The organism is Burkholderia sp. RF2-non_BP3 (genome assembly GCF_001522185.1).
Lineage (GTDB): Bacteria > Pseudomonadota > Gammaproteobacteria > Burkholderiales > Burkholderiaceae > Burkholderia > Burkholderia diffusa.
In genome coordinates, this window is sequence record NZ_LOSU01000017.1 from 200,143 (window position 1) to 216,021 (window position 15,879).

13 protein-coding genes are annotated in these 15,879 nt (G+C 68.0%); 8 read left to right on the forward strand and 5 right to left on the reverse strand.

Features of this window, described 5'->3' with window-relative positions; all coding sequences use genetic code 11:
• Positions 1-13 precede the first annotated feature (13 nt).
• The 3 genes from WS45_RS07695 to WS45_RS07705 all read right to left on the reverse strand — a co-directional run bounded on the left by WS45_RS07695 (position 14) and on the right by WS45_RS07705 (position 4,690).
• A complete protein-coding gene (locus WS45_RS07695; protein ID WP_059699282.1) occupies positions 14-1,543 on the reverse strand; it encodes a CoA-acylating methylmalonate-semialdehyde dehydrogenase in 1,530 nt (509 codons plus the stop codon).
• Between the two features lie 109 nt (positions 1,544-1,652).
• Entirely contained in the window at positions 1,653-3,359 is a 1,707-nt protein-coding gene (locus tag WS45_RS07700; protein ID WP_059699176.1) for an AMP-binding protein, read from the reverse strand.
• 197 nt (positions 3,360-3,556) lie between these two features.
• Positions 3,557-4,690 carry an acyl-CoA dehydrogenase family protein gene (locus WS45_RS07705; RefSeq protein ID WP_059699284.1) on the reverse strand — a complete coding sequence of 378 codons (1,134 nt, stop codon included), beginning with the start codon at positions 4,688-4,690 and terminating at the stop codon, positions 3,557-3,559.
• Between the two features lie 137 nt (positions 4,691-4,827).
• On the opposite strand from WS45_RS07705, the gene WS45_RS07710 reads away from it, so the two are divergent.
• The 3 genes from WS45_RS07710 (at position 4,828) to WS45_RS07720 (ending at position 8,328) form a co-directional block, all read left to right on the forward strand.
• Positions 4,828-5,862 carry an AraC family transcriptional regulator gene (locus tag WS45_RS07710; protein ID WP_059699178.1) on the forward strand — a complete coding sequence of 345 codons (1,035 nt, stop codon included), beginning with the start codon at positions 4,828-4,830 and terminating at the stop codon, positions 5,860-5,862.
• A 121-nt stretch (positions 5,863-5,983) separates the two neighbouring features.
• Entirely contained in the window at positions 5,984-7,558 is a 1,575-nt protein-coding gene (locus tag WS45_RS07715; RefSeq protein WP_059699180.1) for an NfeD family protein, read from the forward strand.
• Positions 7,555-8,328, forward strand: a complete 774-nt coding sequence (locus WS45_RS07720) for a slipin family protein (protein ID WP_059527023.1) — start codon at positions 7,555-7,557, stop codon at positions 8,326-8,328. Before WS45_RS07715 ends, WS45_RS07720 begins: the two co-directional genes overlap by 4 nt.
• Positions 8,329-8,372: 44 nt before the next feature.
• On the opposite strand, the gene WS45_RS07725 is transcribed toward WS45_RS07720, so the two are convergent.
• Positions 8,373-9,650, reverse strand: a complete 1,278-nt coding sequence (locus WS45_RS07725; RefSeq protein ID WP_059527026.1) for a haloacid dehalogenase-like hydrolase — start codon at positions 9,648-9,650, stop codon at positions 8,373-8,375.
• Positions 9,651-10,083: 433 nt separating this feature from the next.
• Here WS45_RS07725 and WS45_RS07730 point away from each other — a divergent pair, with 433 nt between their 5' ends.
• The 5 genes from WS45_RS07730 to WS45_RS07750 all read left to right on the forward strand — a co-directional run bounded on the left by WS45_RS07730 (position 10,084) and on the right by WS45_RS07750 (position 14,755).
• Complete coding sequence (locus WS45_RS07730; protein ID WP_059699182.1) at positions 10,084-10,980, forward strand: M24 family metallopeptidase; 897 nt, start codon at positions 10,084-10,086, stop codon at positions 10,978-10,980.
• A gap of 44 nt (positions 10,981-11,024) precedes the next feature.
• The gene (locus tag WS45_RS07735) at positions 11,025-12,812 is read left to right on the forward strand and encodes an SDR family oxidoreductase (RefSeq protein ID WP_059527031.1); all 1,788 of its coding nucleotides are present in this window, start codon (positions 11,025-11,027) and stop codon (positions 12,810-12,812) included.
• A gap of 34 nt (positions 12,813-12,846) precedes the next feature.
• Positions 12,847-13,752 (forward strand): metal-dependent hydrolase, encoded by a 906-nt coding sequence (locus WS45_RS07740; RefSeq protein WP_059692079.1) that lies wholly within the window; start codon positions 12,847-12,849, stop codon positions 13,750-13,752.
• An 89-nt stretch (positions 13,753-13,841) separates the two neighbouring features.
• Positions 13,842-14,129, forward strand: a complete 288-nt coding sequence (locus tag WS45_RS07745) for a hypothetical protein (RefSeq protein ID WP_059692078.1) — start codon at positions 13,842-13,844, stop codon at positions 14,127-14,129.
• A gap of 251 nt (positions 14,130-14,380) precedes the next feature.
• Entirely contained in the window at positions 14,381-14,755 is a 375-nt protein-coding gene (locus WS45_RS07750; RefSeq protein WP_059527245.1) for a DUF2917 domain-containing protein, read from the forward strand.
• A 172-nt stretch (positions 14,756-14,927) separates the two neighbouring features.
• On the opposite strand, the gene WS45_RS07755 is transcribed toward WS45_RS07750, so the two are convergent.
• Positions 14,928-15,206: a hypothetical protein gene (locus WS45_RS07755; RefSeq protein WP_006480752.1), complete on the reverse strand. Its 279-nt coding sequence runs from the start codon at positions 15,204-15,206 to the stop codon at positions 14,928-14,930.
• Positions 15,207-15,879 lie beyond the last annotated feature (673 nt).

Sequence of the window (15,879 nt, forward strand, 5' to 3'; positions counted from 1 at the left end):
TGTCCTCCCCGGCTCAATGCAGCCGGATCGTCGTGTTCACGGGGCCGGCCGTCGTGTCGTCGTCGAACCAGCGCGCGGTGACCGTCTTCGTCTGCGTGTAGAACTGCACGACCTGCTTGCCGTACGGGCCGAGATCGCCGAGCTTCGAGCCGCGCGAACCGGTGAAGCTGAAGAACGGCACGGGCACCGGAATCGGAATGTTGATGCCGACCTGGCCCACGTCGATCTCGCTCTGGAACTTGCGCGCGGCCGCGCCGCTCTGCGTGAAGATGCCCACGCCGTTGCCCATCGGATTCGCGTTGACGAGCGCGATCGCGTCGTCGAGCGTGTCGACTTCCATCACGACCAGCACCGGCCCGAAGATTTCATGCGTGTAGACCGTCATGTCGGTCTTCACGCCGGAGAAGATCGTCGGCCCGATGAAGTTGCCTTCCTCGAAGCCGGCGACCTTCACGTCGCGGCCGTCGAGTTCGAGCTTCGCGCCTTCCTTGATGCCCGTGTCGATCAGCGACAGAATGCGCGCCTTCGCGCCGCGCGACACCACCGGCCCGACGTCGGTGCCCGCTTCCGAGCCCGCATTGACCTTCAGCAGCTTCGCCTTCGCGACGATGTCCGGCAGCCAGTCGCGCGCGTTGCCGACGAGCACGGCGACGGAGGTCGCCATGCAGCGCTGGCCGGCCGCGCCAAAGCCGGCGCCGACCAGTGCGTTGATCGCCTGCTCGCGGTTCGCGTCGGGCAGCAGGATCGCGTGGTTCTTCGCGCCCATCATCGACTGCACGCGCTTGCCGTGCTGGCTGCCGAGGTTGTACACGTGCGTGCCGACGGCCGTCGAGCCGACGAACGAGATCGCCTTCACGAGCGGATGCGTGCAGATCGCGTCGACCACTTCCTTGCCGCCGTGCACGACGTTCAGCACGCCCTTCGGCACGCCGGCCTCGATCGCGAGTTCGACGAGTTCCATCGTCGACATCGGATCCTGCTCCGACGGCTTCAGCACGAACGTGTTGCCGCACACGATCGCCATCGGGAACATCCACAGCGGAATCATCGCGGGGAAGTTGAACGGCGTGATGCCCGCGCACACGCCGAGCGGCTGGCGCAGCGTGTAGGTGTCCACACCGCCCGCGACGTTCTCCGCGAATTCGCCGAGCTGCAGCGTGCCGACCGAGCACGCGTGCTCGACCACTTCGAGGCCGCGGAAGATGTCGCCTTCGGCGTCGGGCAGCGTCTTGCCCTGCTCGGCCGTCAGCGTCTTCGCGATGCGCTGCAGGTTCGCGCGCACGAGATCCTGGAACTTCAGCATGATGCGCATGCGCGCGGAAATCGGCGTGTTCTTCCACGTCGCATACGCGGCGTGCGCGGCCTGCACGGCCGCGTCGACTTCCGCGACGGTCGCGAACGGCACGCGCGCGAGGACCTGCTGCGTCGCCGGATTGACGATGTCGCGCCACTCGCTCGTGGTGGACTCGACGAAGGCGCCGTCGATCAGCAGCTTGACCGTCGGCACGTCTTGCCCCGTGCGGGGCGTCGGATTCGCGTTCATCGATGCACTCTCCTTGCAGTGGGCCGTGTAGCGCCATGCCACGCGCGGCCGGTTCAATCGGTGTTGCGGGCGACGGCCGCGACATGCGGCGCGCATGGCCCGCGACAGGTCATTTCAGTTCCGCGGCGAAATCTTCTTCCCAGTATTCGCCGGGCATCCGCGTGGCCGCATCGTCGCCGCGCTCGATTTCGCGGCGGCGCAGCTCGACGCGGCGGATCTTCCCGGAGATGGTCTTCGGCAGCTCCGCGAACTGCAGGCGGCGGATGCGCTTGTACGGCGCGAGCTTCTCGCGCGAGAAGCGGAAAATCTCCAGCGCGAGCGCGGGGCTTTCCTCGTAGCCCTGGCGCAGCGTGATGAAGGTTTTCGGCACCGACAGCCGTACCGGGTCGGGGCTCGGCACGACGGCCGCTTCCGCGATCGCCGGATGCTCGATCAGCACGCTTTCCAGTTCGAACGGGCTCAGCCGGTAGTCGGACGACTTGAACACGTCGTCCGCGCGGCCGATGTAGACGTAGTAGCCGTCGTCGCCGCGCATCGCGATGTCCGACGTGCGGTAATGGCCGTCGCGCATCGCGTGGGCCGTCGCGTCGGGATTGTTCGCATAGCCCGTCATCAGCCCGACCGGACGCATCACGCCCGCACCGATCGGCAGCGCGACCTCGCCTTCGCCGACGGGCGCGCCGTCCGGGTCGAGCAGCGCGATCCGGTAGCCGGGCAGCGGCCGGCCCATCGAACCGGCGACGACCGGCTGGCCCGGCGTGTTGCCGATCAGGCAGGTCGTCTCGGTCTGGCCGTAGCCGTCGCGAATCGTGATGCCCCACGCCTTCTTCACGCGCTCGATGATCTCGGGATTCAGCGGCTCGCCCGCGCCGACGATCTCGCGCAGCTTCACGTCGAACGACGCGAGCGGCTGCTGCACGAGCATGCGCCATACGGTCGGCGGTGCGCATAGCGTGGTCACCTGGTATTTGACGAGCGCGTCGAGCACGACCTTCGGCTCGAAGCGCGCGTAGTTGAACGCGAACACGCACGCCTGCGCGTTCCACGGCGCGAAGAAGCAGCTCCACGCATGCTTCGCCCAGCCCGGCGAGCTGATGTTCCAGTGAATGTCGCCCGGCTGCAGGCCGACCCAGTACATCGTCGACAGGTGCCCGACGGGATAGGTGCGGTGCGTATGCTCGACGAGCTTCGGTTTCGACGTCGTGCCCGACGTGAAGTACAGCAGCATCGGATCGTTCGCGTGCGTGACGGCGTCCGGCTCGAATGCGGCGCCCGCCGCGTAGCCGTCATTCATCGCGAGCCAGCCCGCGCGCGGCGCGCCGGCGACGATCTTCTGCTTGAGGCCGAGATCGGCCTGTTCGAATTTCGCGGTTTCGCTCTCGTCGACGATCGCGTATTTCGCGCCGCCGATCTGCACGCGATCGCGCACGTCGTCGGCCGACAGCTGCGTGGTCGCGGGCAGCACGATCGCGCCGAGCTTCATCGCGGCGAGCATCGCGTCCCACAGCTCGACACGGTTCGGCAGCATCAGCAGGATCCGGTCGCCGCGCACGACGCCGATGCCGCGCAGCCAGTTCGCGATCCGCGACGAGCGCTCGGACATCTGCGCGAACGAATACGGGTCGCCCGTGCCGGTTGCCGCGTCGACGATCCACAGCGCGGGCTTGTCGTTGCCGCGCGCCATCGGGTCGAAGTAGTCGAGCGCCCAGTTGAACGCATCGAGCACCGGCCATTCGAAATCGCGGTACGCGGTTTCGTAGTCGGTGCGATGGCGCAGCAGAAAGTCGCGTGCGTCCAGGAATGCCTGTACCGTCATCGTGTCGTCTCCGTCTCGAGTCTCCATGCCCAGCGGTCAACCGGGCACGCGCCGCGGCGCATGCACGGTTCCGTGTCGCGCGGCGCACGGTCACGTCGTTGCGTGCCGCGTTTGCCGCGCTGCCCTCGTGCCCTGCCTGTTTGCCTGCCTTATTGGTTTGTGTGATTGCCGATGGCGCGCGCGTCGCGATTCAGGACTCAAAGCTGTCGCGCGATCACCATCCGCTGCACTTCGCTGGTGCCCTCGTAGATCTGCGTGATGCGCGCGTCGCGATAGTGACGCTCGACTTCGTAATCGGCGAGATAGCCGTAACCGCCGTGAATCTGGATCGCATCCGAACACACGCGCTCGGCCATCTCGGACGCGAACAGCTTCGCCTGCGATGCTTCGGACAGGCACGGCAGCCCGGCCGTGCGCAGCTTCGCCGCGTGATGCACGAGCAGGCGCGCCGCGTTGATCTGCGTGGCCATGTCGGCGAGCTTTTGCTGGATCGCCTGATGCTCGGCGATCGGCTTGCCGAACTGCACGCGCTCGCCCGCATAGCGGCGCGCCTTGTCGAACGCGGCGCGCGCGATGCCGAGCGCCTGCGCGGCAATACCGATGCGCCCGCCTTCCAGGTTCGACAGCGCGATCTTCAATCCTTCGCCGCGATTGCCGAGCAGGTTTTCTTCCGGAATCGCGCAGTTCTCGAACGTGATCGGGCAGGTGTCGGACGCGCGGATGCCCATCTTCTTTTCCGGCTTGCCGACGATGAAGCCCGGCGTGTCGGTCGGCACCAGAAACGCGGAAATGCCGCGCTTGCCGGCTTCCGGGTCGGTCATGGCAAAAACGATCGCGACCCCGGCACGCTGGCCGTTGGTGACGAACTGCTTCGCGCCGTTCAGCACCCACTTGCCGTCGCGCAGTTCCGCCCGCGTGCGCAGGTTGTGCGCCTCGGAGCCGGCCTGCGGCTCCGTCAGGCAGAACGCGCCGATGATGCGGCCCGCCGCCATCTCGGCCAGCCAGCGATCCTTCTGCGCGGGCGTGCCGAAGCCGAGGATCGGCCCGCAGCCGACGGAGTTGTGCACGCTCATCATCGTCGCGCATGCGGCGTCGCCGGCGGCGATTTCCTCCATCGCCAGCGCGTAGGCGACGTAATCCGTATACGCGCCGCCCAGCTCCTGCGGCACGATCATCCCGAGCAGGCCGAGTTCGCCGAGCTGCGCGACGACGGCGTCGGGCAGGTGCGCGTCGTGGTCCCACTGCGTGGCGTTCGGTGCCAGCACCTCGGTGGCAAAAGCGCGCGCGGCGTCGCGGATCATCCGCTGGTCTTCGGTGTAAAGCTCGTCCATGGCGCTGCTGTCTCCCGCGGCCGCGTGGCGCGACCGACCTTTCGTTTCGATGCAACAAGTGTAGGCAAGCGCGCGCGACTGTTCGATGCTCGCGCCGCTCATTTACACTGAGCGTTTTTGCCATACCGGCGGCTTCGATGAAGCAGGAAGACAAGGGAACCGTCGCGATCAGCCTCGTCGCCTACAGCGTGGCGCTCGCCACCCGGCGCGGCGTCGCGGCCGAGCCGCTGCTCGCGCAGGCCGGCATCGCGCCGGCGCTGCTCGCGCAGCCGCGTGCGCGGGTGTCCGCGCAGCAATACGGCGCGCTGTGGAACGCCATTGCGCGCGCGCTCGACGACGAGTTTTTCGGGCAGGATCGCCATCCGATGCGCAGCGGCAGCTTCATCGCGATGAGCCAGGCGGCGCTGTCCGCGCAGGATGGGCTGCACGCGATGGCGCGCGCGGTGAATTTCATGCACTGCGTGCTCGACGACCTGCACGCGGAACTCGACGCCAACCCGCAGCGCGTGCGGCTGCGTTTCGTGCACCGCAACAGCACCGCGACGCCCGCGATGTTCACGTACGCGACCTATTTCATCATCGTGTACGGGCTGACCTGCTGGCTGATCGGGCGGCGCATCCCGCTGCTGCACGCGAGCTTCCGCTGCGACACGCCGCCGGCCGACCACGAATATCCGTCGATGCTGTGCGACGACATGCGGTTCAACCAGCCCGATTCGTATGTCGATTTCGATCCCGAATTCGCGACGCTGCCCGTCGTGCAGAACACCAGGACGCTGAAAACGTTTCTGCGCAACGCGCCGGCCAGCTTCATCGTCAAGTACCGCAACCCGAACGCGCTCGCGCAACGCGTGCGCACCGTGCTGCGCGGCATGCCGCCCGCCGCGTGGCCCGGCGCCGACGGGATGGCCGCGCGGCTGCACGTCGCCGAGGCGACGCTGCGCCGCAAGCTGCACCAGGAAGGCCATGCGTACCAGGCGATCAAGGACACGCTGCGGCGCGACCTCGCGTTCGAGGCGCTGGCCGATCCGTCGCGGACCATCGCCGACGTCGCGGCGGCCACCGGTTTCGCGGAACCGAGCGCGTTCTACCGTGCGTTTCGCAAATGGAGCGGGCGCAGCCCGGCCGAATATCGGGAAGAAGCGCTCGCGCGCGGCGGCGGCGCCGGCTGATTCCGCGGCCTGCCGCGTCGCCTTCGCGCTTTCCGCCGAAACCGCCTAATCTTCAAATATCGGGCCAACGCCCTTTCCGCGAGCCGGACGGCGTGCGGCCGCGCGCCGCCCGGACGCCCCGATGCGCATTCACCGTCATGGGCCGTCGCCGGCACCTGCATCGCCCGGCGCCCGCCCCCGTCACCCGCTGTCCGCGCGGGTCGCGCGCGCCGCGCTGTTCGCGGCGCTGCTCGTCGTGTGCGCGGCCGTTGCCGCCCCGCCTCCCGCCGCCGCACCCGCGGCCGCGCCGCCGGTGTTCGTGATTCCTGTCAACGGCGCGATCGGGCCGGCCAGCGCCGACTTCATCGTCCGCTCGCTCGACCGCGCGGCGCGCGAGCACGCGCCGCTCGCGATCCTGCAACTCGATACGCCGGGCGGCCTCGACACGTCGATGCGGCAGATCATCAAGGCGATCCTCGGCTCGCCGGTGCCGGTCGCCGCGTTCGTCGCGCCGGGCGGCGCACGGGCCGCGAGCGCGGGCACCTATATCGTCTACGCGAGCCACATCGCCGCGATGGCGCCCGGCACCAATCTCGGCGCGGCGTCGCCGGTGCAGTTCGGCATCGGCGGTGGCGCGCCGGGTGCGCCAGGGACGCCGGGCGCGCCCCGACCGTCGCCGGCCGGGGCATCGGGTGCGGCCGGGGCATCGGGCGCATCCGCGACGCCGGCCGAGTTGCCGAACGATACGCAGTCGACCGAGATCCGCAAGGCGACCCAGGACGCCGCCGCGTACATCCGCGGCCTCGCGCAGTTGCGCGGACGCAATGCCGGATGGGCCGAGCGCGCGGTGCGCGAGGCCTTGAGCCTGTCGGCGACCGAGGCGCGCGCGCAGCATGTCGTCGACCTGATCGCGCAGGACCCGGCCGACCTCGCGCGCCAGCTCGACGGCCGCTCCGTGACGACGACCGCCGGCACGGTGCGCGTCGCGACCGCGCATGCGCCGCTCGTCGTGCTCGCGCCCGACTGGCGCAGCCGCTTCCTGTCGATCATCGCCGATCCGAACGTCGCGCTGATCCTGCTGACGATCGGCATCTACGGTCTGTTCTTCGAATTCGCGAATCCCGGCTTCGTGCTGCCGGGCGTCGCCGGCACCATCTGCCTGCTGATCGGGCTGTTCGCGATGCAATTGCTGCCGATCAGCTATGCGGGCCTCGGGCTCGTGCTGCTCGGCCTCGGCTGCCTCGTCGCCGAGGCGTTCCTGCCGACCTTCGGCGTGCTCGGGTTCGGCGGAATCGTGTCGTTCACGATCGGCGCATTGATGCTGATCGATACCGACGTGCCCGGCTACGGCATTCCGTGGCAGGTGATCGCGGGACTCGCGGTCGGTGGCGGGCTGCTCGTCGCCGGCGTGTCGAGCGTCGCGCTGCGCGCGCGGCGGCGGCCGGTCGTGACGGGCGCCGAGGCGATGGTCGGCAGCATCGGCGAAGTGCTCGACGACGGCCTGCGCGCCGACCAGCCGCAGGACGCGGCCGGCCCCGCCCCGTCGGCGGCGGGCTGGGCGCGCGTGCACGGCGAGCGCTGGCGCGTCGCGAGCAGCACGCCGCTGGCCGCCGGCTGCCGCGTGCGCGTCACCGGCCGTCACGGGCTGACGCTCACCGTCGCGCCGCTCTACGACGTGCCGGCACACGAACAACAACACCAGGGAGCACCGTCATGATGGGCTACACGTTCGGCTTCAGCGGCGTCCTGATCGTCTTCGTCGTGGTGCTGGTCGCATCGTCGATCCGCATCTTCCGCGAGTACGAACGCGGCGTCGTGTTCATGCTCGGCCGGTTCTGGAAGGTGAAGGGGCCGGGGCTCGTGCTGATCATCCCGATCGTCCAGCAGGTCGTGCGGATCGACCTGCGCACCGTCGTGTTCGACGTGCCCGCGCAGGACGTGATCACGCGCGACAACGTGTCGGTGAAGGTCAATGCAGTCGTGTATTTCCGCGTCGTCGATCCGGAGAAGGCCGTGATCCAGGTCGCGCGCTTCTTCGAGGCGACGAGCCAGCTCGCGCAGACGACGCTGCGCGCGGTGCTCGGCAAGCACGAACTCGACGCGTTGCTCGCCGAGCGCGAGCAGTTGAATGCCGACATCCAGAAGACGCTCGATGCGCAGACCGATGCGTGGGGAATCAAGGTGTCGACGGTCGAGATCAAGCACGTGGACCTGAACGAAACGATGATCCGGGCGATCGCGCGGCAGGCCGAGGCCGAACGCGAACGGCGCGCGAAGGTGATTCACGCGGAAGGCGAATTGCAGGCGTCGGAGAAGCTGCTGCAGGCGGCGCAGCGGCTTGCGCAGCAGCCGCAGGCGATGCAGCTGCGCTACCTGCAGACGCTGACGACGATCGCGGCGGACAAGAATTCGACGATCGTGTTTCCGCTGCCGGTGGATCTGCTGAGCGCGTTGCTGGATCGGTTGGGGCCGCCGCGCGAGCGGTGAGATGTGCGGGCGCCGGGCCGTGGCGGCCCGGCACCCGCCACGCGTCAAGCCAGCAGCTTGCGATCCGTCTTGCCGTACTTGATCGACTTCTCGTCCGGGATCATCAGGCCCGTGTGCTCGTCGCGGCCCTGCAGCAGGAAACGCGCATCCGGATTGCCGATCTGTTCGGCCGCGAGCTTGCTGTCCGCGCCGATCTCGCCCTTCTTCATCCGGTTGACGATCACGCCGGCCGCGGTGTCCTTGAAGTCGCGCAGCATCCACGCGTCGCCGTCGCTGTCGCCGAACACCAGCAGCGGGCCGTAGCCCTTCTTCGACGCGAGCACGTTGCGGATGCCCACCGTCTTGCCGGGCCCCCAGTTGAAATGCCAGCCGGCCGGATAAGTGCTCGTGTACTTGCCGTCCTGCATGTCGAGCCGCAGGCCGATCACGTTCTCGGGCGGCACGCCGTAGCCATAGTTCGGATTGCCGGCGAATACGCGCACGACATCGTCGAGCGACGCGGTGCTCACGTACACGTCGATGCCGTTCGCACGCAGCGTGTGCATCACCGCGCGGATTTCCTCGTGAATGCGGATGCCGTGGAAATGCGTGTCGGCCACCACGCCGGCCTTGCCCGGCAGCGTCTTCGGGCTTTCGTAGCGGACCTTGCGCAGCGCGTCGCCGATACCGTAGTTGTTCGACGCTTCCGCCATCGCCTGCAGCTCGGCGGTCGTCATGTTCTTGTAGAAGTAGATGATCCACTTGTAGCCGACTTCGAGCGGATGCGTGTCGCAGATCGCGTCGTACATGAAGTACAGCTTCGCGCGAAAATCCTTGAACTGGTCGGTCTCGCGAATCTCGTCGAGGCTCTTGTCGCCGCCGAGGCCCTTGTAGTTCGCATGAAGCCAGCGGTAGTCGGACTCGACGTCGGCGGCGAGATCCTCCATCGTCACCGGCTTGCCGTCGACGGTCGTGTAGTCCTTCATGAACGCGCCCTTCGGCACGTCCTTCCACATCACGCCGACGAATTCGTCCGGCGTCAGCTTGTACTGCAGATGGTTGATCTGGTACATCAGCAACGCCTCTTCGCAGTCGTTCATGATGCACGTGTTGTCCCAGTCGAACACCGCATACGGGCGGCGCTTTCCGTCGTAGCGCGCGCTCGCGACGCCGTGCCGGTCGAGCACCGCCTGCAGGCGCGCGGCGTTGAACGGCGACCAGCGGCCCGGGTCCAGCGCGTCCGGCGCGGTCGCGCTCTTCGCGCCGGCCATGCCGGCCTTGAGCATCAGCGGCGTCGCAGCGGTCGCAGCGGCAAGGGTGTTCATGAACTTGCGGCGTTGCATGGTCTCTCTCCGTGGAATGGTCGAATCGGCTTGGATCGCTGCCCCGCGCAACGCGCGGCACACCCGCTCCGCGAAGCCGGAAAGGCTTCGAATCGGGGGCGAATGATGTGACGAAATTATTTCGGCAATTTGACAGCGTCTCGCCACGACACGACGGGGAATTGATCCGGCGCGACATACCGGGCCGGCGCCGCCACCGCACACGCGCTCCGGCCGGCTCTCCCGCACCGGCCACGTGCACGGCGACGGCCATCCGGCCCCGACCGCCGAAAACCTAGAGCGTCCCCTCCATTTCGGCCTTCATTAGGAGAAGCCCTCACCTCCGCGCCACGTCGAACCGGCTATGATCTTTACATCAGTCAATGACACATTAAATGCTGACTGAATAATTCGCCCGCGTCGCCGAACGCAGGCCGACACATGGAGACGCAACATGCCCGATCATCCGCTGCCGGAAGTCCATCTCGACGAGCTGCCGCAATTCCGCGCGGTCCAGCAGCTTGCCTATCGCTGCGTCGAGACCGTCGGCGCGACGCTCTACCCCGGCATCACCGAGAAGGAAGCCGCGCGCCTGCTGACCGAATGGCTGCAGGACAACGGCGTGCACGACTGGCTGCACAAGCCGTTCGCGTGGTTCGGCGACCGCACGGCGTTCCAAGGCTTCTCCGGCCTGAAGCACATGGGCGGCTTCAACCTCGCGTTCTTCCCGAGCAACCGCCAGCTCGAGACCGACATGCCCGTGATCCTCGACGTCGCGCCCGTACTCGACGGAATCGTCGCGGACGTCGGCTACGCGCACTGTCTCGGCCAGAACCCGATCCTCGAACAGTTGCAGGACGACCTGATGGACCATCGCGACATGATCGTGCGGCTGGTCAAAGAGCGCCGCCCGATGGCCGAGGTCGCGCAGGCGGTCGACGCGCTGTGTCGCCGCCAGGGCGTCGAGCCGCGCCACAAGGCCTATCCGTTCAAGGTGCTCGCGCATCGCGTCGCGAAGATCCACAAGCTGTCGACACCGCGCTTCGTCGCGCGCTTCGGGCTGAACGCGACGCGCAACCTGCTGCTCGACCAGGGCCGCGCGGCGAAGCAGCAGGGCTGGTCGCCGCTGTGGTCGATCGACCGCCGCTCCGAACACGCGCCGGTGCCCGGCCTGTGGGCCGTGGAGCCGCATCTCGGCTTCGCCGGCGTCGGCGCGAAATTCGAGGAACTGCTGGTGATCACCGACGACGACGCGTACTGGCTCGACGACGACCTGCCGCACGTGCGCCGCTGGCAGCGCCGCCAGGCCGAACGCGCGCAGGCCGTCGCGAGCGTGCCGGCGGCCGCCTGACACGAACGCGGCCTTCCACCGAATCCCTGAACGACGGACTCACGATGCAGCCTCTTTCCGATGAAGCGCCGCTGGCCCTGTTCGAATCGGTTCACAGCGAGACGGCCGTCGCCTCCGGCGACCTGACGCTCGCGGTCAGGACCTGGGGCGACCCGGCCCGCTCGCCGGTCGTGCTCGTGCACGGCTACCCCGACGACAGCAGCGTCTGGCAGCACGTCGCGCCGCTGCTCGCGCGCAAGCACTACGTGATCGCCTACGACGTGCGCGGCGCGGGCCTGTCCGGCGCGCCGAAGCGCACGGCCGATTACCACCTCGCGAAGCTGACCGACGACTTCATCGCAGTGATCGACGCGCTCTGCCCCGGCCGCGCGGTGCACCTGATCGCGCACGACTGGGGCTCGATCCAGGGCTGGGAGTTCGTCACGGATCCGCGGCTCGCCGGCCGCATCGCGTCGTATACGTCGTGCTCGGGGCCGTGCCTCGACCACGTCGGCTTCTGGCTGCGCGAACGCGTGCTGCATCCGACGCCCGCGTCGTTGGCCAGGCTCGGCGGGCAGCTCGTGCGCTCGTGGTACGTGTATCTGTTCCATCTGCCGTTCATCCCCGAGCTCGGCTGGCGGCTGTGGCTCGGCCGCGCATGGCCGGGCCTGCTGCGCCGGGTCGAGAAGACTCCAGCCACGCCGCGCGCGACGCAGGCCGACGACGGCGCGCGCGGCGTGCGCCTCTATCGCGCGAACTTCATCCGCTGCCTGTTCGCGCCGCGCGAGCGCTACGCGCATGCGCCGGTGCAGACGATCGTGCCGCTCGGCGACAAATACGTGAGCCCGGCGCTGTCAGAGAACCTGTCGCGCTGGGTGCCGCAGTATTACCGCCGCGAAGTCGCGGCCGGCCACTGGCTGCCGCTCGCCGATCCCGCGCGCTTCGCGGGCCTCGCCGAACAGTTGATCGACGCCGTCGAATCGGGCGACGAGCCGCCCGCGCTCGCGAACGCACGCCGCCGCGCGACCAGCGGCCGCTTCAGCGGCAAGGTCGCGGTCGTCACCGGCGCGGGCAGCGGCATCGGCCGCTGCGCGGCGCTCGCGTTCGCCCGCGAAGGCGCGACCGTCGTCGCGTGCGACATCGATCTCGCGAGCGCCGAGCGCACCGCGCTGCTGCTCGGGCTGACCGGCGCGCAGGCGCATGCGAAACGCGTGGACGTCGGCTCCGCCGACGAGATGGAAGCGCTCGCGGCATGGGTCGGCAGCGAACTCGGCGGCGCCGACGTCGTGATCAACAACGCGGGCATCGGCATGGCCGGCGGCATTCTCGACACGAGCGAACGGCACTGGGAGCGCATCCTGCACGTGAACCTGTGGGGCGTGATCCACGGCTCGCGGCTGTTCGCGCAGCAGATGGCCGCACGCGGCACGGGCGGCCACATCGTCAACACCGCGTCGGCCGCCGCGTTCGGGCCGTCGCGCGACCTGCCCGCGTACGCGACGACGAAGGCCGCCGTGCTGATGCTCAGCGAATGCATGCGCGCGGAACTCGCGGAAAAAGGCATCGGCGTGACGGCCGTCTGCCCCGGCTTCGCGGAAACCGGAATCATGGCGTCGACGCAATACGCGGGCGCCAACGCACAGGACGAGGCGCGGCTGCGCAAACGCGCGACGAAGCTGTACCAGATGCGCGGCCTGAAGCCGGAAACCGTCGCGCAGGCGATGGTCGACGGCGTGCTGCGTAACCGGCCGGTCGTGGCCGTGGGCACCGAGGCGCACGCGCTGCGCTTCGTCGGCCGCTTCATGCCGTGGCTCGGCCGGATGCTCGCCCGCGTCAGCATGGCATCGCATTGACGGCGCGGCGCGCCGCACAGGAACGGAGACACAGATGACCGCTACCGCCGACTATCACAAGATCAAGGCCCGGCACGTGAAGTTCGACTTCAGCGACACGCCGATCACGTGGGTGCCGAACGACCCGGGCAGCACGCACATCATCAACACGCTGAACCTGCTGTTCCCGGAAGGCGAACTGTGGTTCTGCCGCGTATACAACAAGGCGCTGCCGAACATCACCGATGCGCGCCTGCGCGACGAAGCCGAAGGCTTCCTGCGCCAGGAAGCCGTGCATTCGCGCTCGCACGGCGGCGTGCTCAAGCATTACTACGACCGGCACGGGATCGACACGAAGCCGTTCACGCAGAAACTGAACTGGCTGTTCACGCGCGTGCTCGGCGAAGCGCCGTTCGGGCTGAAGATCGGCCACACGCGTTTCTGGCTGCGTCAGCAGCTCGCGGTGATCGCGTCGCTCGAACATTTCTTCGGCTATCTCGGCAACTGGGTGCTCAACGCGCACGGGCTCGACGAAGGTCGCGCCGACCCGACGATGGTCGACCTGCTGCGCTGGCACGGCGCGGAGGAAGTCGAACACCGGACCGTCGCGTTCGACATCTACAACCACATGGGCGGCAACTATCCGGAACGCTGCGTGCACATGGCGTTCGTGATCGTGCTGCTGCTCTACTTCATCACGAGCGGCGCGAAATTCATGTACCGGCGAGATCCCGCCGCCGGCCGTTATCCGGGTTTCGTGCTGTCGTGGTGGAAGGGTTCGCGGCGCGGGCACCTGCCGTCGTTCTGGAAGGTGATCGGCGCGGCGCTGCGCTATTTCAGGCCGGGCTATACGCCGCACCACGAAGGCTCGACCGAGCAGGCGCTCGCGTATCTGGCGCGCTCGCCGGCCGCGCAGGCGGCCGCGCACGGCGGCAACTGGGGCACGACGAAGGGCGCGTGACCGGGCCCGCACGCGGGTTCGCGACGGTTTCGGCAGGGGCGCCCGCCGAAATGCGTACAATCGCGGCTTCATTTCCCGGAGGTGCCGCGATGGCCATGAAGAAAACCGATCTAGAAAAGAACAAGGCGCTCAAGCTGACGCAGGCGATGAAGCAGTCCAGCTCCGCCCGCTTCGGCAAGGGCGCCGAGGACGCGGCGAAGCTCGACCGCCGCGCGCAGCGCAAGCTCGACCAGGAACAAGGCCTCGTGCCGTTCGCGTGCAAGCTCAACGCCGACCTCGTCGAACAGCTGAAGGCACGCGCCGCCACGCATCCGAACGGGATGACGGGCCTGCTGTCCGAACTGCTCGTCAACGGCCTCGCCCAGCGCGACGCGTGATCGTCACATATCTCGAAAATAGTCGTTGACAACGCCGTACGACATCGACAAACTCGTTCGCATGCCTACGTTCAAGCTCATCGCCATCGCGAATCATTGCCCGCTGAACATTCGAAAGAATGGATCACGGGAGGCGCTTGTGCGTTAGCATCCGAGCAGTACCGCATGTCACACAAGGCCTCACCGGAAACGGATGAGGCCTTTTTGTTCTGGTGCGCGTCATCCGTCCGGCTCAACGAATGGAGAAGACGATGGACCAGGCAAGCCCGTTGTTCGACCGTCCCGATTCGCGCCGCGTCGGCGCGATCGCGTTACCGACCGTCGTGATCCGTTTCGCGGTCGCGCCGCGCACGACGCTGACCTGGCGCGCGCCGAGCGATGCGGAAATCCGCGCGCACGGCGCGCCGCTGTGGATCACGCGGCCGCCGAGCGTCGACGACTACTGGGTACAACCCGGCGACGTGCTGCGCATCGCGCGCGGCGATCGCATCTGGCTCGGCACCGATGACGACCGGCCGGCCGAGGCATCGATCACGACGGCGTACGTGAAGCGCGGCGAACGGCTGAGACGCACGCTCGCGCGCATGCAACGTTTGCTCGTCGGACGATGGCGAATACGGGATTGACGATGCGCGCTCACGCGCGCGACGGGATGCCGGAACGCACTGAATCAGCGCATCCGGAAACGGACGCACCCGCGACGCGACGCGTCGCAGGTGCGCATCGAATGACGCGGCACGCACGTGCGTGCCGCGAGCGATCGCGCGCCGTGCGCAACCCTGACATGCATCACGTGCATCAGGTGCTGGCGGCGAGACGCGGGCCCGTGCTGCGAGGCGTGGAATCGAGGTCGGGGCGTTGCGCCGCCTGCGAGGTCACCCACGGGTCGATGCCTTGCTTTTGCACCTCCTCGAGAAATGACACCCGCGTACGCCAGTAATCCGCCTGTAATTTCGCATCGATGACGCGCTGTTCGGCTGCGAACAGTTCCATGCGCGCCGTCACGAGCATCGACGCAGCGGTTTTTTCCGGCGTGGGGGCGTGCCGCATCGCCCAACGGCTGATCCAGTTCAACATGCTGACCTCCGTGATGACGGACGAACCCGCATCGGGCAATCGCAACCGGTCGCGCCTGCCCGAATGCGCAACGACCGTCACCGCGCTTCACCGCCTGGCCTGGACGGACTGCGACTCCCCCGCGTCGGCAACAACTGGCGCGACGTGTGTGCGCGGTGTATCTATCCTAGAAAGACTTGCCGGTTAACGCGATGACGTCTTGCAATCTTTTACACAGAAACCACAGTCCGGCCCGCGCCGCGAAATGACAGTTGCGGACGCGACGGCTTCGGCGCAGGATAGCCCGATATCTGCAACCGCCTGGACTGACGAATGGCCGCTGCGCGCCGCCGCGCACCCGCGTCGGTCATGCGCGCGCGCATTGCGTCCGTCCTGTGTTCGCCCCTCGTGCGGGCGTGCCGTTGCAGTCGCGTACCATCGCATACCGTCGCGTGGCGGCCATGCACCGCATGTCGATCATGCCGTTGCGCCCGCATCGGCCGACACGGCCCGCCCGCCATCGAATCGTTTCCATCGTTTCTACCTGCCCGCCTGGTCCGAACCGGTAAAATGCGCGCCTTCGTCGCGCGGCCGGCCTGTCCGACCGTTCGCGCGAACGCTGCCGATCGTGCCCCGCAACTATATCGTCCGAGCTATCCGCGCTATTACAATCCGCCGATAGCGTCGCAATAGT